11 protein-coding genes are annotated in these 21,301 nt (G+C 62.5%); 4 read left to right on the top strand and 7 right to left on the bottom strand.

Annotated elements, in window-relative coordinates; translation table 11 throughout:
• Positions 1-11 precede the first annotated feature (11 nt).
• The 3 genes from BV106_RS02035 to BV106_RS37985 form a co-directional block, all read right to left on the bottom strand.
• On the bottom strand, positions 12-1,526 hold the full coding sequence (locus BV106_RS02035; protein ID WP_038159720.1) for a DUF1501 domain-containing protein: 1,515 nt from the start codon (positions 1,524-1,526) through the stop codon (positions 12-14).
• A 40-nt stretch (positions 1,527-1,566) separates the two neighbouring features.
• Positions 1,567-6,027 carry a DUF1800 family protein gene (locus BV106_RS34915; protein ID WP_081891448.1) on the bottom strand — a complete coding sequence of 1,487 codons (4,461 nt, stop codon included), beginning with the start codon at positions 6,025-6,027 and terminating at the stop codon, positions 1,567-1,569.
• Between the two features lie 273 nt (positions 6,028-6,300).
• Positions 6,301-6,426, bottom strand: a complete 126-nt coding sequence (locus BV106_RS37985; protein ID WP_265595237.1) for a hypothetical protein — start codon at positions 6,424-6,426, stop codon at positions 6,301-6,303.
• Between the two features lie 187 nt (positions 6,427-6,613).
• Here BV106_RS37985 and BV106_RS34910 point away from each other — a divergent pair, with 187 nt between their 5' ends.
• The 4 genes from BV106_RS34910 (at position 6,614) to BV106_RS02010 (ending at position 12,606) form a co-directional block, all read left to right on the top strand.
• Entirely contained in the window at positions 6,614-9,265 is a 2,652-nt protein-coding gene (locus tag BV106_RS34910) for a DUF1800 family protein (RefSeq protein ID WP_265595236.1), read from the top strand.
• Complete coding sequence (locus BV106_RS37980) at positions 9,157-10,263, top strand: DUF1800 family protein (RefSeq protein ID WP_306301618.1); 1,107 nt, start codon at positions 9,157-9,159, stop codon at positions 10,261-10,263. The genes BV106_RS34910 and BV106_RS37980 overlap by 109 nt, the downstream gene beginning before the upstream one ends.
• Before the next feature lie 90 nt (positions 10,264-10,353).
• Entirely contained in the window at positions 10,354-11,973 is a 1,620-nt protein-coding gene (locus BV106_RS02015) for a DUF1501 domain-containing protein (RefSeq protein WP_038159713.1), read from the top strand.
• A 96-nt stretch (positions 11,974-12,069) separates the two neighbouring features.
• Positions 12,070-12,606 (top strand): hypothetical protein, encoded by a 537-nt coding sequence (locus tag BV106_RS02010; protein WP_038159711.1) that lies wholly within the window; start codon positions 12,070-12,072, stop codon positions 12,604-12,606.
• Between the two features lie 548 nt (positions 12,607-13,154).
• Here the strand turns inward: BV106_RS02010 and BV106_RS02000 are convergent.
• The 4 genes from BV106_RS02000 to BV106_RS01985 form a co-directional block, all read right to left on the bottom strand.
• On the bottom strand, positions 13,155-15,296 hold the full coding sequence (locus BV106_RS02000; RefSeq protein WP_081891447.1) for a redoxin domain-containing protein: 2,142 nt from the start codon (positions 15,294-15,296) through the stop codon (positions 13,155-13,157).
• Entirely contained in the window at positions 15,274-15,801 is a 528-nt protein-coding gene (locus BV106_RS01995; RefSeq protein ID WP_265595235.1) for a hypothetical protein, read from the bottom strand. The genes BV106_RS02000 and BV106_RS01995 overlap by 23 nt, the downstream gene beginning before the upstream one ends.
• 72 nt (positions 15,802-15,873) lie before the next feature.
• Entirely contained in the window at positions 15,874-17,490 is a 1,617-nt protein-coding gene (locus BV106_RS01990; protein WP_038159700.1) for a DUF1501 domain-containing protein, read from the bottom strand.
• 57 nt (positions 17,491-17,547) lie between these two features.
• On the bottom strand, positions 17,548-21,216 hold the full coding sequence (locus BV106_RS01985) for a DUF1800 family protein (RefSeq protein WP_081891446.1): 3,669 nt from the start codon (positions 21,214-21,216) through the stop codon (positions 17,548-17,550).
• Positions 21,217-21,301 lie beyond the last annotated feature (85 nt).

Here is a 21,301-nt window from a genome sequence, read left to right as displayed (position 1 = left end):
TGCTGCGTGACTCATACAAATCCAAGGTTGGCGCTGCCGGCGAAGGGATCATTGAAACGACCAATGTTGGGGAAGATGGTGCCCAGGTCCCCGCTGCTGACGCCCAGCCAGTTCGCCGCCACCGCCGCGTACTGGTCCACAGAGGTGGTGGGTATCCAGCGACCGCGGTTGCTGGAGCCAGCATCCTGGTCCTGCCCCAGCTTCAGGCTGGGGAAGGTGCCGTAGACCTGGCCGCCATTCACCGGACCGCCAAAGACGATCTGGTGACCGCCCCAGCCGTGGTCGGAGCCGGCGGTGTTCGGGTCTTGACCATTGGGGGTGAGCGTGCGCGTGAAGTCGGAGTGCGTCACCGAGAGCACGTTGTCATAGACACCCAGCGCCACCAGAGTATCACGGAAGGCCTTGAAGGCTCCGCTGAGCTCCCCGACCAAGTTCACCTGTGCATCGAGCTGGTCTTGGTGCGTATCAAAGCCCCCAATGCTGGCAAAGAAGATCTGCCGGCGGTTCCCCAGGCTGTTGCGCCCGGCGATGAGCTTGGCAATGGCCTTGAGTTGGTCGCCCAGAGTGGTCTGGGCATTGGTGAAGAGCGTGTCGAAGTCCACCCCGGAGGCGGCGGCCTCGGTGAAGGCGGCACCTACGAGACCTTCATTGGCCTGGGCGCGCTTCACCACTCCGGCATGGGAGTCCTCCAGCAGATGCTGGTAGGTGTAGTGGGTTATGTCATCGAACGCCTTGAGCCGCTTGCCTTGCAGCGAGTTCTTGTACGTGCCGTTGGTGTTTAACGCCAGTCCATAGGGCCCGGTGGCATCGCTGTATCCGGTGAGAGGCACTGCTCCGTCTGGCGTGAGGGCATACTGTACCTCCTGGTTGCCTACCTGAAGGCTGTTGATGCCGGCGAGGCTGACGGAGAGGGAGACCTGCCCCTGCGCGTAGCTTTGCGCCGCCAGCAAGTCTGCCACGCGGCCGCCCCAGCCACTGGTGAACGGCTGGTCTGGCACCGAGCTCTGCCACTGCACCTGCTGGTCCGAGTGGGAGAAGAGCTGCGGCGGCAGCGGCACGGAACCGGCCTGGAACTGGGCTCGCGTGGTGGGATACAGCAGCGTGCCGACATTGGAGACGAAGGCCAGCTCGCCGGTGTTGAACAAGGTGGCCAGCCCCTGGGCGGACGGGTGCACCCCATAGTCGCCGCTCGTGGTGGTGAGCGGGATGGAGGCAGGATCTCCAGACACGTAGGCGCTGTCGGTGGGGTCCAGGATCTTCAGCACTCCGCGGGCGCTCTTGTAGTCGGCATAGGCCGGATGGTTCTTCTGCGGGATGAGCAGGTTGTTGGAGTCATTGCCTCCGAAGAGGAAGATCACCACCAGGGCCTTGTAATCCGGCAGGGGGGCGGCCTGGGCCAGGGCGGAGTTCACCAGGCGCAGGTGCGCCAGGGTGTTCACCACGCCGGTGATGCCCAGCGCCGAGCAGGTGGACTGGCGCAGAAAGCGGCGGCGGGTGGCGAGCAATTCACGATCATTCTTTTTCATGGTTCAAAAGAAGTTCTAGGTTGTAACTTTCTGAGGAGGGTCACTTCTGGATGACGAACTCCGGCGAGGTGGCGATGAGGTAGAGCAGCTCCTTCACCCGCACTGCGGTGGTGGTGCCGGCGGCCAGGGAGGCCCCGGAGTCGATGATGACACTGCGTGGGTTGGGCGCGGCGGCGCTGGCGTAGCGGGCCTTGAGATTGCCGGAGGTCAGCACCAGATCCAGGGCGTCCAGCACGGTGGCCAGGGCCTGGGGCACGGTTTTGCCGGCGGTGATCTCCGCGTCGTAGAGCGTCTCATAGGGGGTGCGGTCCAGCCGGACGTTGTCGTCCAGGGCAACCGTGGCTCCGTAGAGGGCGTCCACCCCCTGGCCGTTGTTCACCTGGGCGACGGTGTAGTGGTAGTTGATGGCTTGAACCACGCTCGTCTCCGTGCTCAGCTGCAGCTCGGGGGCCACCAGGCCGGCGGCACCCGTGGCACCGCCGGGATTGTAACCGGGGAGGAACCAGTTGAACACGCTCGGTGCGCTCTGCGGAGTCTGGGCCAGGCGGGCGTCCGTGTTCGGATAGCGCAGCAGCGTCGTCCCGGAGGGGAAGTTGTTGAGCTGGCCCGCGGGATAACCGTGGCTGGAGAGGGTGCTCAGCGGCAGGTCAGACCAGGCTCCGAGCGCGCGCAGCAGCTGCACGTAGCGGACGATGGGTTCCTTGGGCTTGCCGTAGCCGATATTGTTCACCACGTCCAGGCTGCGGGCCTCGTAGTCCAGCAGGACTGCCTTGATGACGGCCTTCAAGTCGCCGCGCACACCGGAGCCGTTGTCCTCGAACTTCTGTGTCACGCGGTGGATGTAGCCGGCGCTGGGGTTCGAGGTGACAAGCCGCTGGATGAGCAGATGGCTGATGAAGGGGCCGACATTGGGGTGGGCGAAGATGATGTTCAGCGCCGCCGTCAGGTCCTGCTGTCCGTTGAGACCGGAGGCGATGTTGCTGCCGAGCACCGTCTTCGCGCCTGTGTCATGGTGGGTGACGAAGTTCTTCAGCGGATTCGTCCAGGAGGCCTGGAAGTAGGCCGGGCCGTTCCCCTGGTTGAAGTTGGTGTTGTCCACCACCGGATAGCCATCCGCTGCTGCTCCATGACGTTTGCTGAAGCTCCAGCCGGTAAAGACCCGGGCCAGGTTCGTGATGTCGTCATTGTTGTAGGTCTGGATGGGGAGGCCGTCTGGGCCCAGCTTGAGGCTGCCATCGGGGTGACGATGCACCAGGCCGATGGAGAACAGTTGCAGGATTTCACGGGCGTAGTTCTCATCCGGGCTCACCAGCACGTTGCCGTTGCCATCGAGGATGGCTTTCTGGTTCTGCAGGTGGCTGAGGTACTTGCCCAGGACGGGGCTCTTGCTCACGTTCTCCAGCAGCGTGCGATAGTTGCCGTCCGCCGCCGCCGCCAGGAGGTCGTAGTAGTTGGCCAGGCCATAGTGGCGGGTGCGCAGGATGTTGAGTTCATCAGAGGTCACCAGGATTTCGCTGAGGGCGAATCCAACGCGTTGGCGGAGCTGGTCGTGGGCCTTGGCGGAGAGGGTCCACCAGCCGCGACGCCGGTTGTGGTGCCGGGGCTCGTTGTTGTTGACGAAGTTGCTCGGGCTGGCCCCGCGCAGGGTCCATTCGTGGGCGTCAGCGGCTTCGGTGTAGGCCAGCAGCTTGGTCGCATCCAGGGCGTATTGGGCGTCGATCCAGGCGTTGTACGACGCGATCCGGTTGCCGGCGTGCGTCGTGTTGATCTGGGTCACGAGCGCGTCGATGTCTGCCTTGGTGGGGCCAAAGGTGGCCTGGGTGAGGAAGCGGGCCACATCCTGCTTCAGCGCATCTCCCGTGAGCGCGGTGATGGCGGGCGGTGCGGGTGGCGGGGTGAAGGTGCTGGAGCCCGTCTGGCGACCTGCGATCCCGGTGATCTCACCGGCAGGGTAGGATCCTGTACCGATGTTGAGGTACACCCATTTTCCACCGACCTGGTAGAGCGAATCCACGATGTTCTGGCCGGTGAGCGCCCCCACGGGAATGATGGTCCAGGGCTCGTTCACCACTTGGCCGATGGGCAGGGTGGGGCGCAGCTCGGGTCCGACACCGGAGGCGACGCCGTAGCGGAGATACGCATTGGTCTGGTTCGAGGTCAAACCGCTGAAGCTCAGGTTCACCCGGGCGGCGTTCTTGGGGCCATTCAGGTGGATGGTGGCAAAGCCGGACGCATAGGTCTGGGCGGAGCCCTGGCGGCCCAGGAAGGCGACGAAGAGCTCTTCATTGGCCGTGGTAGCCGTGGCGTCATTCACCTGGGCGGTGCTGTTGGAGGCGGAACCCACCGTGTAGGTGCTGCCACTGCTTAGGGTGAGCACGACCGTTTCCGGGTACTCGTTCACCGTATCCACCACAGGCTGGATCACCACATCCGCAGAGGTGGCGTTGAAGCCGATGGTCACAGAGCCATTGAGCGTGCCACCGCTGTTGTTATTGGTGGCGTAGTCGGCACCGCTGGTGCCGGGGGCAGTGGCGCGGCCGGAGAGGGTGTAGGACACCGTTACGGGCACGGTTCCACCCGTGCGGCTGACGGTGAATCGCGCCGGGATGCCTTCTTTCTCATAACCGTCGGAAACGCTTGCGGCCACGGTGACCGTGCCGCCGGAGTCAAAGGTGCTCGGGCTGGTGCTATAGGCATATTCATTGAGATTGGTGATGCCGTCACCGTCGCCGTCGAGTCCGGCGTCATTCGGGTCTGCCGGGTTCAGGCCCACGGAAGTTTCCCAGGCATCGGGCAGGCCGTCTTCATCCAGGTCCAGCGAGCCGGAGACCACGAGGTAAGCCACGTTCTCGGCAGCATGAGTGGTCTCGCTGTTGGCGGAGGTTTCATCTTGAACCCGCAGGTCCACCTTGGTGGGCCCCAGGTTGCGCTGGCGCACCACGATGGGGTCGGCCTCATTGAGGGTCTGGGCCTCACCCAGGACAAACGGGTCCGCCAGCTTGCGGGCAAAGTTCACGGTCTTGAACGCATTCGTGACGTTGGCGCCAGAGCTGCCAGCTTCGACAACGAACTGGCTGGTGACGATGCGACCGCTGCCCTTCTCGACAGCGGCGTAGTGCACGGTCTCACCTGTGTGAGTCTGGTTCGCGGCTTCTTCCTCCTGAAGACGAAGGCTGAAGCCGGTGGTGGTGACAGCGCTGACCCTGGGGGACACCGCGCTGGCCTCATTGGTGGTGACCACCTGGCCAAAGACCACTGGCGCTACCGGGAAGGCCTCGGCAAACGTCTTGGTGGCTGCGGTATGGGTGACGCCTGTGGACCGGCCGAACTGCCAGCGCAGACCGCCGATCTGGTAGGAGCCTTCTTCGGCGACGAGATAGTGCACGGTCTCTGACCCGTGGCTGCCATCGAGGGAGTCCCACTCATCCTGCTGCCACTCAAAGCCGGTGCTGGTGACGTTGCGCACCCGCACGCGGACCGGGTCAGCGCCGTTCTGGGTGAGGGGGCCAAAGACCACCACAGGATTGGTGTAGCTGCGGGCAAAGGTCTCCGCATGCCACGTCGTCGCGCTGCTCTGGTTCTGCACCAGTTCCACGAGATCGAGTTTGGCGCGCAGTTCCCCGGTGCTCTCGGCAAAGACGAGGTAGCCCACGTCCTCCGCCACGTGATTCACTTCCGCATCGGCGGACTGTTCTTCCTCCAGGAAGATCTCCACCCCGGTGGTGCTCAGATTGCGCCGGCGGATGGTGAAGGGATCTGCTCCGTTCACCGTCTGGGCTTGGGCAAAGAACAGCGGCTGCCGGTGGGTCCCGGTGAAAAGCTGCGCGGTCCAGGCCTGGGTGACCGTGGTGCCTGTGCGAGCCGACTGGAAGGTGGCACCATCTACGGTGCCCGTGCCGGTCGCCACGGCGATCCAGCCCACCGATTCCCCGGACACGGCTGCCGTGTCCGACTCCTGGGTGATGAGCTTCAGCTCAAAGTTCGAGGTAGTCACCAGCCGAACCCGGGAGGTGAGCGCCTTGGCGTTGACCGCGCTCTCCACCTGCGCCAGCACCACCGGAGCGGCGCCGAAGGCAGAGGTGAAGTTCACCGTCGAGGCGGACTTGGTGATGCTGGAACTGCGACCTGCCTGCCACGTGATGCCGCCGATGGTGTGCACCCCCGGCTCGAGGGCGAGGTATTGTACGGCTTCCGCACCATGCACGCCGTCCAGATAGTCCCACTCGTCCAGCTGGTACTGGAAGCTGGTCGCCGTGACATTCCTCACCCGGGTGGTGATGGCCTGCGTATCCGTCTGCGTTGGCGCTCCCAGCACCACGACGGGCGGAGCGGAGAACGGAGTAGTGAAGGTGACCGTGTGCCACGTGGTGGCATTGGCCTGGGCGTTGTTGACCACGCCGCTCTCATACTTGGGAGCTGCCTGGGTGGTGATGACAAAGGCCGCCGACAGGGCAGGGGCCATCCATGCGGCGAGATGCCGCCTTAGGGTACGGGATATCATGTTGGATTAGGGTTCGCGTGCGACAACGCCGGGCAAAAAGGGGGCGTGAGGTGGCAGAGGCCATCCCAGTGAGCCGGCGGTTTGAATGACGTGCCCTTTCCGGCAAAGGATCAGGCGTGAAGAGCCGCCGTGCGGAACGCGGTAGGCAGAAGGAGCTGGTAACCTCCAGACTTCTGGTCGGACCGGTCTAGCGAATGCCAGAGTGGCAATTCGAGACTATTTCCATGCTTATCTCATCCAATGTATATAGGCAAGGTAGGAATTAAGATTTTTCTACTTTTTAGAGAACACCACCTGATCCAGATCGCCAGCAAACGCGGCTGCCGCCCGGAATTGTTGAGGGTCGGAACCGACGGTGATCACGCGTCCTGCCGCATAAACAAAGGCACGGCGCAGCATGCGTTCCACTAGTGCGTGTATTTAAATGATTTTTCCGAAGGATTAGCTGAGGTGCTATTTAATGACTTAATGGAAATATATAAATTATAATGGGTGCAATTTTTCGTTGATTGTTTTTTCGCAAATTGGCAGCCTCGCGAGGACTTCGACTTCAGCCAAGAGACTAATTCTCAACGCTTAACCCGCCATGATGCGCCCCTCCTCACTGTGCAAAATAAAAGGAATGACTGCGGCATTGGGACTGGCCGCCACGTCAGTGTCGTTGGTTCATGGAGCCACCGACAGCAATAACGACGGCTACGACGATGTGTGGCAGAACCGCTACGGCATCACCGTGGCATCACATCCTCTTGCAGAGGATGCTGACGGTGATGGGGCAACCAACCAAGCGGAGAGTGTTGCGGGGACGAACCCGAACGATCCGCTGGATGTGCTGAAGGTAGGGGAGGTCGGCGCTTCAGGAGGCAACTTCCAGGTGTCGGTCAAGACCCAGACCGGGAAGCGCTATGTGCTGGAGAGCAGCGCCGCGCCCAATGGCCCCACCTGGACAGCGGAAGGATCTCCGCTGACGGGCACGGGAGTGTCACAAAGCTTCACCGTGCCACTCGGATCTGGCACGGCGCCCAAGTTCTTCCGGGTGATCGCGGGTGACCAGGACACGGATGGAGATGGTGTGTCCGACTGGGCGGAGGATCAGATGACCACGTCCCCGACGCTGGCCAACTCTCCCAACAATGCCTCCGGCGGGGTGGGGACGGATGGCGCGACGCTGAACAGCCTGCTTTCGATCTCCGCCAGCGTGGTGACCCCCAGTGCCTATGAGAAAGAGAACACTGCTGCCGTGGTGCGGTTGACCCGCAGTGACAGCAGCATGCCGCTTTTGGTATCCTTCACAGTTGCCGGTAATTCTGATGCCACGCTCGGTTCCGCCTCCGCGTCTGATTATGTGCTCAAGAATGGTGCCGGAAGCACCATCTCGGGTTCGAGCTTCACCATTCCGGCAGGAACGGCGCAGTACGATGTGCGGGTGACACCCACCACGGACACCAACAACGAGGTGCCTGAGGTGCTCCGCCTCACCTTCCAGTCGGTCTCTGGTGGTGTGACGACGCCCCTGGGCAACGCGCAGGTGGACATTCGTGATGCCACCAATACCGAAGCCAACCGCCGCCTCTTCGTGGCCTATCTAGGCCGGGAGGGCGGGGCTATCACCACCGCCACGGGTCTGGCCACCCTCATGTTGAACGGGGACAACACCCAAGCAACGGTCAACTCATCCTTTGGCAACCTGACTTCCCTCCAGAGCGCTTCCCACCTGCATGCCGCACCGGCGACGGATGCGCAGGCGAGCGGGCCGATCGTGGAGAGCCTGGAGCTCGGCCAGGTGACAGACCACGTCTACACCATTACGCCGGAGCCCGTTGGTGGTTGGAACACCTCCCAAGCCACGCTGAACGCCCTCTTCAACGGGTACGTGTACATCAACGTGCACACAGCCAACTACGGCAGCGGTGAGATTCGTGGAAACTATGCCCTCGCCAACGGCTCCGTGGCCGAGCCCCCTGCTCCGCCTGCCCCGCCGGTGTATGGCAGCACGGGCTGGCCGACCCTCACCGGATCCAATGTGGATCGCGACATTGTCCGCTTCCTGCATCAGGCCACCTATGGGCCCACGCCGGAGAGCATTCAGGAAATCAAGGACCTCATTGCCGCCAACGGCAACGACGTGCAGGCCGGGTATGCTGCCTGGATCAACAAGCAGATCGACCTGGGGCAGACCCCTTCGCCATCCTTCACCACTCTGGTGCAGGCCGCGGATGTGGAGGACTTCTACCTGCGGGGCAACAAGCCGATCAACTACAACAATGATCCGCAGTTCGGAGGCACCTCGTTCTCCTGGAACGGCACGGCCTGGGTGGCCAGCACCATCCATCAGAACAACTACCCGAACTATCACAACCGCCGGCGCGAATGGTGGACGCTGGTGCTGCAGAGCAAGGACCAGCTCCGCCAGCGCATGGCCCTGGCCCTGAGTGAAATCGCTGTGGTCTCGGAAAACGACTCCACCCTGCAGACCAACCACTACGGGATGGCTCACTACTGGGACATGCTGGCCCAGGGGGCGTTCGGCCGCTATCGGCAGATCCTCTCCAACGTGAGCCAGAGCCCGGTGATGGCGTATTACCTGAGCTTCCTGCGCAATCAGAAAGCCACGGGCAACATCCGGCCGGATGAAAACTATGCCCGTGAGGTGATGCAGCTCTTCTCGATCGGTCTGGTACAGCGCCATCTGGATGGCAGCCTGAAACTGGACAACAACGGCCTGCCCATCGCCACGTATGACCAGCCCGACATCACGGAACTGGCCCGCGTCTTCACTGGCTTCGCCTTTGGCAAGCGCTACGCGAGCGTGACGGCCCCCACCTACCCCAACCCCTCCAGCCAGACGGTGGGTGCCCTGCAGGACAATACGAACTTCTTCCAGTCCAGCACCTCCACCCGCTACTGGCAGGGTGCATGGATGAACCCGCTGAAGATGTTTGATGCGTACCATGACTTCGGTGCCAAGACGCTCTTCAACGGCAAGGCCGGTCAGGTGACCATCCCCGCGCGGACGAACAACACCACGCCGGAGTCGGAAGGCCTGGCGGACATCACGGATGCGCTGAACGCCTGGCGGGACCGCTCTCCGGCGGCACCTACAACGGCCACCCGAACACGCCGGTCTTCATCAGCCGTCTGCTCATCCAGCGGTTTACCACCTCGAACCCCAGCTCCGGCTACCTCTACCGCGTCTCCAATGTGTACAAGAACACTTGTGGCGACCTGGGTGAGGTGATCAAGGCCATCCTGCTGGACTACGAGGCCCGCAGCCTCTCCATCGCGGATGGCACGATGGCCTCTGGCAAGGTGAAGGAGCCGCTCCTTCACTTCACCGCCATGCTCCGTTCCCTGAAGTGCTACACCGGCCTGCCTCTGGTGAATCTCACCACGGTGCCGGTGACCTACACTTCTCTGGAGTCCCCGGTGACGACGGCGTATCCGGTTTCTGAGTACAACAAGTTCCCGGCCGGGGCTTTGCGGTTCCGCTTCTTCGACACCCAGTCGTCGATCATCCAGTCTCCGCAGCGCGCTCCCAGTGTGTTCAACTGGTTCCTTCCTGACTACGTGATGCCTGGTCCGCTGGCCTCTGCAGGTCTGGTGGCACCGGAGTTGCAGGTGGCGACGGAGTCCAATGTGGTGAACGTGGTCAACGGCCACTACAACACCATCTTCGCCTCCGTGCCGCCGACAGCCAACGCGGGACGGAACCTGGATGACCTGCCCAACATCGCTGGCTACCAGACCGGTGGCGGGACGCAGCTGGCCATCCCGCAGTGGGCGGTGGACAAGGGATACTTCACGGCCACCCAGTTCACTCCTGGAACCAATACGCCCGGAGGCCTCTACAAGCAGGTGGACAACCTGATTCCGAAGTTCGACGAGCTGATCACCCTGTACACGAACACGTACAGCACGGCGCTCGCGGCCCAGTATGCCCCTGCGGCCGTCCCGGCCACCCCGGGCACCACGCAGAAGCAGGCGGCCCATGCCGAGGCGGTGAAGGTGATCGTGGACTTCGGTGACAGCCTGCTCGCCGCCGGCTACTTGAAGTCGGCCTACGGGAGTTCGACTTCCTCGAACCCAAGGAAATCCATCATCGACGGGGTGAACCTGATCGCGGCCAACAACCGGCACACCACGGATGCGACGAACTTCGCCAACGATGCTCGCACCCGGGTGAGAAACACCTTCTACCTCCTGGCCACGCTGCCCCAGGCCGTGGTGTTGAAATGAAATAACCGGAATGACCCGCCGCCCGGCTTCTATCCGGACGGCGGGTCCCGATGTCCCATTCCAGTCTTCACATTCCAACCTGTTTCTTCCATGCACCTTAAATTTCCGAAAAAGAACGAGCCCAATCGCCGCCAGTTCCTCGTCAAGACCGGCTGCTCCGCCATGGGCATCACCAGCATGGTGAATACCCTGGCCCACCTCAATCTCATGCAGGGCGCGCTCAATGCGCAGTCCTCCGGGGGAGGGTACAAGGCCCTCATTTGCATCTTCCTCAACGGGGGCAACGACTCCAACAACATGCTGCTGCCCTTCAGCGGCACAGCCCGCACGGACTATGAAGCTGGCCGTGGCATGCTGACCATCCCCACGGCCAACGCCACCGCTTCGCTCAATGCGCTTCAGCTCAACGCCACCAACATCGCCGAGTGCGATCCTCTGGGTGGCTATCTGGGCACGCTGGGCGTGCACCCGAAGTTCAACCACGTGAAGTCCATGTTTGATGCGGGCGACCTCGCCTTCATCGCCAACGTGGGCACGCTCACGTTCCCGGGGGTGACACGGGCGAACTACTCCTCCGCTCCCAAGCCTCCGCAGCTTTACTCGCACTCTGACCAGCAGGTGCAGTGGCAGAGCTCCATTCCAGACAAGCCGTTCACAAGCGGCTGGGGCGGACGTGTCGCCGAACTGCTTGATCCCGCCTACAATCCCTCCACGGGCAACGCCTCGATGAACATCTCGATTTCCGGGGTGAACAGCTTCCAGGTCAGCCCGGCGGGACAGGTGGCCCCTTACATCATGACCAGCGGCGGTCTGGTGAACTTCACCGGCTATGGCACGAACTACGCCAGCGCGGTGACGAATCCCAGCCTGCTCTTCCAGGCCAGCAACTACAAGAACACCGAGCAGGGGCACCGGCTCAAGGCTTTCGAGAACGTGCTGCAGATGACGCACGCGAGCCTCATGGAAAACGCCTACAACGGTGTGGCCTTGAGCGCGCGTCTCACGGAGGGCATGGTGGGTACCGCGCTCCAGTCCACGGTCGGGGCCTCTGGCACGACCACGCTGGATAGTTATTTCACCAATGCCTTCAGCGGATCCGGTCTGAGCGCCAACAACGACTTTGCCAACCAGATGAAGCTCGTGGCCCGCCTCATCGCCGGACGTTCGGCGCTGGGCAACACCCGCCAGATTTTCTTCGTTCAGCATGGCGGGTATGATACCCACATCTCCCAGATCCCCGCGGGCAGCAACACCGCGGGCCACACCGGCCTGATGAACAACCTCAACTGCACGCTGAAGGGTTTTGCCGATGCGATGAAAGGTGCTGAGGTGGGCAACGTCTGGGACAATGTGGTGGCCTTCACCGCCTCCGACTTCACCCGCACCTTTACGCCAAACAAGACGGACAACACCGCAGGCAGCGACCATGCCTGGGGCGGCCATGCCATCGTCATGGGTGGTGCGGTCAAGGGGCAGCGGGTGTACGGGAAGTTCCCCGTGCTCAAGCTCGGCACCGTGACGGACTCCATCGATGCCACGGGCACCCGCGGCCTCTGGATCCCGAGCACCCCGGTGGATCAGTACGCCGCCATCCTGGCGCGCTGGCTCGGCGTGGACGCCAGCACTCTGGGCGACATCTTCCCGAACCTGAACCGCTTTGTGACACTGCCCAATATCAACTCGGGCAACATGGACTTCCTTGAAGTCTGAGCCGGGTCTGTGTCATCTTGCTGGAGATTCCGGCCACCGTCCGCCCTGAGGGCGTGACGATGGCCGGCCGGTGATTGCTGTCATTTCCTGAATCTCATGTCGTCTCCTCCTCCTTCCCGTGGGCGCGTCTTGCCGGTCATCGCGGTGCTGGTGGTGGCCGCCTCGGCGGTCGCCATCTGGTACATCACCAGGCAAGACGGGGCTGGACCGTCCAAGACGGGGCCCGCTCCTTCAAGCCCCACGGTAAAAGCCCCCGTGCTGCCTCAGCCTCCTCCGGTGGTCTTGCATGAGTCCGCCGCGGAACTTTCCAATCTGATCTGCCAGCCCGGTCAGCCCGCTGAGGAGCGGATCCAGTATGTGGAAAAAGTGATCTACTTGTACCGCCAGGTGCTGGGTGGCATCCCCACCGGGCACAACGAACTGGTGGTCAACGCCCTGCTCGGCGAGAACGAAAAAGGCGCCGCCCTCCTCCCCAAAGACTGCCCCGCCATTGTCAAAGGCGAGCTCGTGGATGAATGGGGCACCCCTTATTGGTTCCACTCCGTCACCAGCAAGGACATGGAGGTCCGCTCTGCAGGGCCGGATCGGGAGTTGTTCACGGCAGATGATGTGGTGCCGGATGTGAAGGAGTAGGGGGGCGTCAGTGCGTCAGTGCGTCAGTTTTGGGTTCGAGGAATGTGTCACGTGAGCGGAGCGGGTTGGAGTACCGACTTCAGTCGGCTCAGTGCTCTCTCCGGCATCGGAAGCCAGGGAAACGTCCCCACACCTGGAAACCCACCTCCCCAGCGCATGCCTTGGCCCCTTGATCCTGTTCCCTGCCGCATCGCCGCATATCGGGAAATAAGTGCCTCCTCACGTCGTCAACTACGGCCGGGTTTGGGAGCTCTGTGGAAGAAGGTGAGGGCTGGGGCCGTTGCAAGCGTAGGCAAGCTGAACGGAATGTGGACGTGGCCAGCACTGTTGAGTCGCTGTGGTTCTAGGCGATCACAAGAGCCGCCAAAACGGTGTCAAGCCACCGTACTCCAAGACGCTTCGCGAAGTTCGCCGGTGATGGGGTAAACAAGTCCTGTCTGGCATGGTCAATAAACGCGTCAGCGTCTTGGAGTGCGTGCGGCTTGACGCCGCTTTCGCCTGGCGAATACAATTTCAAGTGCCTCGCCGCCGTCGCCAGCCCTCCCCCCTTAACTACCCTGCCCGCCACCCACCTTCAACAACCGCCGGCACTCACCCAGCAGATAACCCGCCTGCACGTACGGGTCGTGGCTGATGTCGCTCCATAGCACCCGCCCTTCGCCATCCAGCAGGAAGGTGCCGTGCATGGGCTTGTTCAGGAAATCATCATGGCACTTCCACGCCTTGAAGGTGCTCAGGCCGGAGTCAGAAAGGATCTGAAACGGAAGATCAGGATCCAGCTCGGACTTCCCTCCCAGCGTCAACGCCAGGTCGGCCACGGGATCGGTGCTGACGGTGAGCAACGAAATGCCTGCGAGATGATAGGACGGCACATGGGGCCGGAACTTCTGCAACTGCTCCACACAATGGGGGCAGCCACCGCCGAGGAAGAAGATGACCAACACAGGCCGACCACGGTAGGCCGTCAGATCCACGACGGAGCCGTTCTTGTCAGGCAGGGAGAGAGCGGGAGCCATCGGTGCTAGCGTCGCTGTCACAGCACTTCCAGCGGTCGCTGGCGCGTCGACTCGCTCGGCAGGTGTCTGTGCCGCACCCGACGTCTTGAGGCTCTCCAGGGCTGCCAGTACGGGCTTGGAGCCGGGTTGTTTCCCCAGTGCCTCCTCCAGCATGGCAATGGCACCGTCTTTGGCCCCGGCGGCAGCCACCTTCGGTGCCAGCACCACGGCAGGCACGTCCACCGCATCCTTCAAGAACGGGGACACCCGGCCCTGGCACAAATCTGCGAAAGCATCGGCCCCGCGAACCATGCGTATCGCAAGGGGGCCGTGGCGGTTGAGATAGGGGGTGGCCTGCACGAGATCGGCTGTCTGCTTCAAAGACGGGCGCAGCTTGACCAGAGCCTCCCGCTGGCCAGAACCGGCGGCGGCGAGCATGCTGAAGTACTGGCTGTGCAGCTTCTGCACCAGCCCGTCCGACTGGATGGTGATTTCCTGCATCCATGCCGCCAGACCCGCCCAATCGCCAGTGGCCATCAGGAGCTGGGCCCGTAGTTTGACGCCTTCCAAGTAGATGCCAGATGGATCGTCATCCACAGCCTCCAGGCCGGTGAAGCCGGGTTTACGAGCCTGGTTGAGGAGACGGGTGGCGGCGTCCAGTGCAGGAACACACTCTCCTGCGTGATAGAGCGTCCAGGCCAGAGCGGCTCCTCGGTCCCACCGTTGTTGGAGCTGCGATGGCGTCTCCAGCGCCAGAGCTTCGTACGGTTCCTTCGCCTGATAGGCGACCTCAAGATGGCTCATCGCCCCGCGGAGATTCCCGGCTGCAAGCAACGGGTCGGCGGCAAGCCGCTGCATGGCCGGCTGCGGCCATTTCTGGACCAGCGCCTCCACCCGTGCTGAGGCGCGGGCGGGATCCGTCTTGGTCCACAGGAGCACGGTGTAGGGCAGCAGGATATCGCCCCCAGGTTGCTTGGTCCAGGTTAGCAACTGGGCATCGGCTGACTCCACATTTTTCATCGGCAGCCCAGAGACATAAGAGGCGAGCATGCGGTAGCGCAGTGCCATCGCCAGGGCTCCTGGCAGAGCCTTGCCCTTCTGCTGCGTGGCTTCAATGCCATCGGCCAGCGTGAGGAGCCTATCTGAAAGATCACGAGACTGCACAGTCTGGAAAAAGGCGCGGTAGAGATCGTACCAGGCCGCCTCCGGGCTGCCCTCCACCGCGGCGGCTCCTTGTTCCAGGAAATAGAGGGCACGGGAGGGCAGCTTCTCATTGGCAATGGCGAGCCCCAGCCAGGCGGCGGCGCATTTCGCATCCAGCCGCGCGGCATCGCGGAAACAACGCTCTGCCGCCGTGTCGTCCAGCGCATGGAGGTGCCGTACGCCCTCCACGAGGCGCGCCTTCACTTCCGCAGAGACGCCGGAGGCGGCCCAAGGCAGAAAAGCCGCGCGCGGACCGGGATCAGGGATCACCGGCAGATCGAACGGGCCGTTGCGAAAGGCCTGCTCTTCATTGGCGGGTTTTTGAAACTCCTGCTCCCGCTGCCACGCCATGGCGGAGAGACAGCGCCAGGCGGGAGGGGGCTCGGCAGCAGGGGAGACGAGCAGACCTGCCCCCCAGCAGAGAATGGCCGGGGTCAGCTTGAGACGTGCAAAGAGCATCGACACGCTGCTACTGGACGAAGACGTCATCATTGGTGAAGAGATCGCGATCAGGTCCGGCGGAGCGGATCTCCATGACCTTTGCAGTGATGGAGTGGAACCAGTAGGGGGTGCCCCATTCGTCCACCAGCTTCCCGCCCTGGATGGCCGGGCAGTCCTTGGGAAGCAAGGCGGTGCGCTTTTCGTTTTCACCGAGAATCGCGGCCACGATGTCTTCATTCTGGCCGGAGGGATTGCCGCCAAATCCCTGCCGATACACATAGAGGACCTGGTTTACTGCTTCAATGCGGGCCATGGAGTCCAGATCATTCCGGGTGAGCTGGGCGGCCAGTTCAGGGGCGGACTGATGGACAGTGACGGGCCCCAGTTCCACGACGGGCTGGGCCGGCTTCGGGGCTTCCGCGGTCGGGTTGCTGGAGGTGTGGGAGGCAGGCGCATCTTCAGATGTGCGCATCACCCACACCAGCACCGCCGTAGCGACGCCGATGCCCGCGAGGGTTAGTAAAAGCGTGCTCCGCGATTTTTGAGGGGAGGACATGGCAGCTAGTAGAAAGAAAAGAAAAGGCTCCGGCAACCTTTGTTTGCCGGAGCCTTGAAGAGTTCAGAAATCTCAGACGTTGAAGTCCAGGAAGTCGAGGTTGGCCGCCGTGCTGTAGGGGCTGTTAAACCGGCTCAGGTTCGGGAAGATGTTCGCGAGCTGGGCATCGCCGACACCCAGCCACTTGGCCAGCACGGAGGCGTACTGGTCCACACTGGAACTCGGGATCCAGCGGCCACTGGCGCCGGTGGAGTCGATGCTGTTCGTGGCGGCGCCGAGCTTGAGCACGGGGAACTTTCCGTACACCCGCTGACCCTTGACTGCACCGCCCATGACGATGGCGTGGCCGCCCCAGGCATGGTCGCTGCCGGCAGAGGAGTCGCCTTTGTTCGCCGTGAACGTGCGGGTGAAGTCGGAGGCGGTGAAGGTGACCACGTTGTCAAACACACCCATGGAGGTGAGGGCATCGCGGAAGCCTTTCAGCGTGCAATTGAGGTTGTTCATCAGACCGGTATGGCCGCCCGTGTTGCTGCCAGCCGGGATCTGCGTCGTGTGGGTGTCGAAGCCGCCCTGTTGCACGAAGAAGATCTGGCGGGTGTTGGCGAGGGAGGACCGGCCGGCGATGAGGCGGGCCACGAGCTTCATCTGGTTGGTGAAGTCGTTGTTGGCGTTAAACCCTGAACCCACGAACGCATCGTTGAAGACCGTGTCCAACGTGCTGGTGCCGGCGGTGGAGCCAGCCGTGGTCTGGAGGGCCGTGCCCACCATGCCTTCCGTGACGCGGGCATTCATGACCACACCGTTGTAGGCATTTTCGATCAGGCTGGCATGAGTCATCTGGAGGATGTTCTCAAAGGCCTGCAGGCGTCGGCCCTGCTCACCGGTCTTGTAGTTGGCGGCCTGGAAGAGGAGGCTCGGGTTGTTCACGGCGCTCGCGTAGTTCGTGCCGTAACCTCCGAAGCTCACCACCCCGCTGCTCGTCATCACATAGGGGGCCACCACACCCGTGGGGCTGACCTGGAAACTGTTCACGCCGGAAATGGAGACCGACATGGAGGCGTTCCCCGTGCTTGGATTGTGGATCGGGTCCAGCAGGTCCGCAATACGGCCACCCCAACCACTCGTGAAGGGCTTGTCCGGGATGGAACTCTGCCACTGCACCTGCTGGTCGGAGTGTGAGAACAACTGCGGCGGCTTGGAGGCCGTGGAGTAGTTGGCTCGTGTCACACCGGGCTGGGTGAGGGTGCCCACGTTGGACACGAAGGCCAGTTCCCCGGTGTCGAACATGGTCTTCACATGGTTGAACTTGGGATGTACGCCGAAGGTGCCCAGATAGCCGCCCAGGGGATCGCTCTCGGCGACGTTGGTGGCATTGATCTGGAGCGCATTCAGCGCAGCGTTGGCATTGGCCGTGGGGATGGTGAGCACCCCGCGTCCCGCTTCATAGTCCGTGCGTGCGGTGCCTGTGAAGGGCATCAGCATGTTGTTGGAGTCGTTGCCTCCGTTGAGGAAGACGCAGACCAGGGCCTTGTAGCCGCCGCCGGAGGATTGCGCATTGAGCGCCCCCTGCATGAGCTTGAGGTGGGCCAGCGTGTTCACCACGCTGGTGATGCCCATGGCGGAGCAGCCCGTCTTGACGAGGAACTGGCGGCGGCTGGGCTCATTTTTGCGACGAAACAGAAGATTCATGTTTGGAAGCTTTGAAAAGGTTTGAGGATAATTGAAACAACACCATTTGGTACTCGATCACTTGAGAACGATGGCCTGCGGGGCGCTGACTGCCAGGTAGAGGAGGTTGCGCACCCGGGTGCGGACATCATTGGTGAAGTTCGTCGGATCCGTCGTGTGCCGATTGTTGGCCGCGATGAGGTTGACGCCGTCAATGATGGACTGGCGGACGTTAGGAGCGGGGGCGCTGCCGAACTTCGCCTTCAGGTAGCCGGAGGAGAAGAGCAGATCGCACTGGTCCAGCACCACCTTCACCGCCTCGGCATGGGCGGCCTGCTTCTGCGTGGTGCCCGGGGTGGCCGGGACCGCGGCAGGCGCATACTGGGCAGCGAGCGTGGTGGTGTAGGTGTTGGTGTACAGGGTGATCAGGTCGTCGAATTTCGGAATCAGGTTGTCCACCTGGTTGTTGATGTCCCCAGGCTGGGTGGTGGCACCGGCAGGATCGAAGGTGTTCGCGCTGAAGTACCCTGAGGACACCGCGTAGGCTGGCACCGTGAGCTGCACCCCGGCTGCGCTGCGGTAGGAGGCGAGGTTCAGGTAGTCATCCAGTCCGCGACCCGCTTTCACGGTCGGCGGCACCGAGGTGAAGAGGATGTTGTAGTGCGAGTTGACGACGTTCACCACGTTGGACTCCGTCGCAACCTGCAGTTCAGGGGCGAAGAGGCCAGCGGAGGCCAGCGGTCCGGGCATCACGTAGTCCGGCAGGAACCAGTTGAACACGCTAGGAGCGCGCTGCGGGGACTGGGTGACGGACGACTGGGTGTCGAAGAAGCGGAACCGCACGGCACCGGTCGGGAACTTGGCCAGCTCTGTGGACGGGTAGGCGGTGGTGACCGGCGACTCCGTGGCGGTGAAGGTCACTGGCATCGTGGTCAGGGTGGCCAGCGGGGAGCCGGTGTAGCTCTTCACGGCGCGAATCATCGCGGTGAAGTGCAGGAGCGGCTCCTTGGCCTTGCCGAACGCCACCACGGAATCCGCGTTGGTGAGGCTGCGGGCTTCGTAGTCCAGCAGGATGGTTTTGATCACCTCACCCAGGTTGCCGTTGGTGTCCTTGTACTTCTGCGTGACGCGGTAGAGGTAGCCGGCGCTGGGGTTCGAGGTGGTAAACCGCTGAATGAGCAGGCGGCTGATGAAGACCGGGGTGTTCGGGTGGCCGTTGTAGGTGCTGCTGGCAGGGTTGCCGGCCAGCACGTTGAGCGCATCGATCACATCCGCATTCCCTTCAGACTCCGGCGTGGTGTTGTTGGTCCGGGCCGGGATGGTGGTGGCACCCACTTTGCCGGCGAAGAGTGTCTTCGCGGTAAAGTCATGGTAGGCGTCGAACATCTTCATGGGATTGACCCAGGAGGCCTGCCAGAAGCGGTGGCCGCCGCCCTGGAAGAAGTTCGTGTTGTCTTCCACGGCACCGATCGCCTGGTTGGTGGCGGTCGGGTAGGTGGGAGCACCCACCACGGTGGCGTTGCGCTTGCCAAAGCTGAGCCCCGTCATGACGCGGGCCAGTTCCGTGATGTCCGTCTGGTCGTAGGTGGAGACGGGCAGGCCGCTCGTGTTCAACTGGAGGCTGCCGTCCTGGTGGCGCAGTACCAGACCGATGGAGAAGAGCTGCATGATTTCACGCGCATAGTTCTCATCCGGGCTGATCTGGCCGTTCGCCTTCTGGTTCTTCAGGTGGCTCAGGTAGATGCCCATCATCGGGCTGTAGGTCACGTTCTCCAGGATGGTGCGGTACTTGCCGAAGGCGTTTTGCGCCAGCATGTCCCAGTAGTTGGACGCCCCGTAGTGGTAGGTGGAAACCGTGCCGTCGTTTTCAGAGATCACGACGATCTCATTCAGGGCAAGGGCCAAGCGCTGACGGAGCTGGTCCTTGCTCTGTAGCACCAGCGTCCACCATTCCCGGCGGCGGTTGTTCTGGAAGGGGTAGTTGTTGTTCCAGATGCTGCTGGCGTCCCAAGCGCGGGTGGTACCGTTCCATTGGGTGGAGTTGCCACCGAACTGCGGATCGTTGCCGTAGGTGACGGGCTTGTTGTTGCGGATAATGAACTCCTCCACATCAGCGGCCTGCACCAGCGTCGTCAGGGAGGGCGACGGTGTCTGGCCCAGATCGATCTGCTTGTTGATCCAGGCCGTGTAGCCGTTGATGGCATTGTTGCCATTGGCGGCGATGAGATCCTTCACCTCCTGGATGCTTTCCGTCGTGGGCCCGTAGCTGGCCTGGGTGAGGAAGCGGGCGATGTCACGATCCAGCGCCGGGTTGTTGTTCACGCCACTGGCGGCCAGGTTCGGGAACTCCGTGCTGCCGTAGGTGGGTGGTGCCGCAGGCGCCGGGGGCGGGGTGACGGATCCGTTGGCGAGGGCGTAGTTACCTCGAATTTCACCACTGCCGTAGTTGGCCGTGTGAACGTTGATGTAAATGTACCCGTTGTAGAGGTTGTCCAGCGTGGCCTGATCCGTGTTCCAGAGCGCCACTGATTCTGCGGCGATGGGGTACACGTGGGCCGTCACCTGACCGAGTTCGAGGCTCTCAATGATGGGGCCACTGGCCTGCGGCGTGCCAGCGGGGGCGGCATGCAGGTGGGAGGCGCTCTGGAGGGAGGTCAGGTTGTTGAAGGTGGAGTTCACTTCGGCGGAAGTGTTGTCCCCGTTAAGCAGCAGGGTGGCCACACCGGTGGCGGTGGTGACTGCGCCCCCTTCACGGCCCAGATAGGCGACGAAGAGCTTGCGGTTGGCCGTGGTGTTTGTGGCATCCCGGATGTGGACCGCTTGGGTGTTCCCCAGCTGGGTGGTCACACTGCCTGTCACCCGGCGGAAGGTGAGGCGCAGCATTTCCGGTACTTCATTGGCCGTATCCAGCACCGGGGCGATCTGCACATCATACTGGGTGGCAGCGGCCGGGATGGTGAAGGAGGTGCTGATGGCCACATTGGCAGAGTCCTTCAACGTGTAGTCACCCGCGGCGGCGGAGCCTTTGAGGGTGTCCGTGTTGCCTGCCGTGGTGTAGGACACGGTCAGTGGCATCGTGCCGTAGGAGCGGGTCAGCCGCACGCGCGCGGTGGTGGCTTCTTTCTCATAGGCGCTGGCGGTGACCACGCTGGTGGTGATCGACATCAGGCTGCGCAGGGTTTCGCTGTCGGAGGCGACACCGCCGGACGCATTGTTGGGCGAGTTGGCCAGGGTGGCATTGGTCCCCATGAGCCCCTCAGCCCAGTCGGAGATGCCGTCACCATCTGTGTCCTGGTCCTCCGCCTGCACCCGGTAGAACTTGGGGGCGGTGCCGGACCCCATCGCCACCGTGAAGCTCTGCACGGTGCCGTTGCCGGTCAGCGGGCTGCCTTCATCCGTCCAGGTGGGACCGTTGGGGGCGCTGCTGCTCTGTAGCTTATAGCGCTTGCCCGTCTGGGTCTTGGTGGAGACCACGATGTTGGTCCCTGAAACCGAAATATTGGTCACCGCCAGGACATCCAGCGAGTTCTTCGGATCCGTACCCGCGACGCTTTCCGCCTGATTGGTAACACCATCACCATCGTAGTCGCTGGTGAGGGGGTATGAGGAAACTGTGATGCCATGGCGTTGCTGCCAGACGTCGTCATACCCATCGTTATTGTAATCAGTGGCAGCGTGCCCATCATAAGCGGCCATCCCCAAGGCCACAGCGATCCCGATTTTAGCTGAAGTATGGAAGCGTGTCATAACCATGTGTTGACGCGTTATCGGAATTAATGAAAATAATTCCGGGTTTAGGTCTATGAATTTTGCTTAGACCGGTCAATACAAT

Origin of the sequence: Verrucomicrobium sp. BvORR106, from assembly GCF_000739655.1 — a bacterium.
Classification (GTDB): domain Bacteria; phylum Verrucomicrobiota; class Verrucomicrobiia; order Verrucomicrobiales; family Verrucomicrobiaceae; genus Verrucomicrobium.
Note: the sequence above shows the minus strand (reverse complement) of the source record. Positions and strands in the feature narration are given on the sequence as shown.

Coding starts and splice junctions, on each gene's coding strand:
- BV106_RS02000 (WP_081891447.1), bottom strand. CDS start 15,296: ATGATGACGTCTTCGTCCAGTAGCAGCGTGTCGATGCTCTTTGCACGT.
- BV106_RS02015 (WP_038159713.1), top strand. CDS start 10,354: ATGCACCTTAAATTTCCGAAAAAGAACGAGCCCAATCGCCGCCAGTTC.
- BV106_RS34915 (WP_081891448.1), bottom strand. CDS start 6,027: ATGATATCCCGTACCCTAAGGCGGCATCTCGCCGCATGGATGGCCCCT.
- BV106_RS34910 (WP_265595236.1), top strand. CDS start 6,614: ATGATGCGCCCCTCCTCACTGTGCAAAATAAAAGGAATGACTGCGGCA.
- BV106_RS02035 (WP_038159720.1), bottom strand. CDS start 1,526: ATGAAAAAGAATGATCGTGAATTGCTCGCCACCCGCCGCCGCTTTCTG.
- BV106_RS01995 (WP_265595235.1), bottom strand. CDS start 15,801: ATGTCCTCCCCTCAAAAATCGCGGAGCACGCTTTTACTAACCCTCGCG.
- BV106_RS01985 (WP_081891446.1), bottom strand. CDS start 21,216: ATGACACGCTTCCATACTTCAGCTAAAATCGGGATCGCTGTGGCCTTG.
- BV106_RS37985 (WP_265595237.1), bottom strand. CDS start 6,426: ATGCTGCGCCGTGCCTTTGTTTATGCGGCAGGACGCGTGATCACCGTC.
- BV106_RS02010 (WP_038159711.1), top strand. CDS start 12,070: ATGTCGTCTCCTCCTCCTTCCCGTGGGCGCGTCTTGCCGGTCATCGCG.
- BV106_RS01990 (WP_038159700.1), bottom strand. CDS start 17,490: ATGAATCTTCTGTTTCGTCGCAAAAATGAGCCCAGCCGCCGCCAGTTC.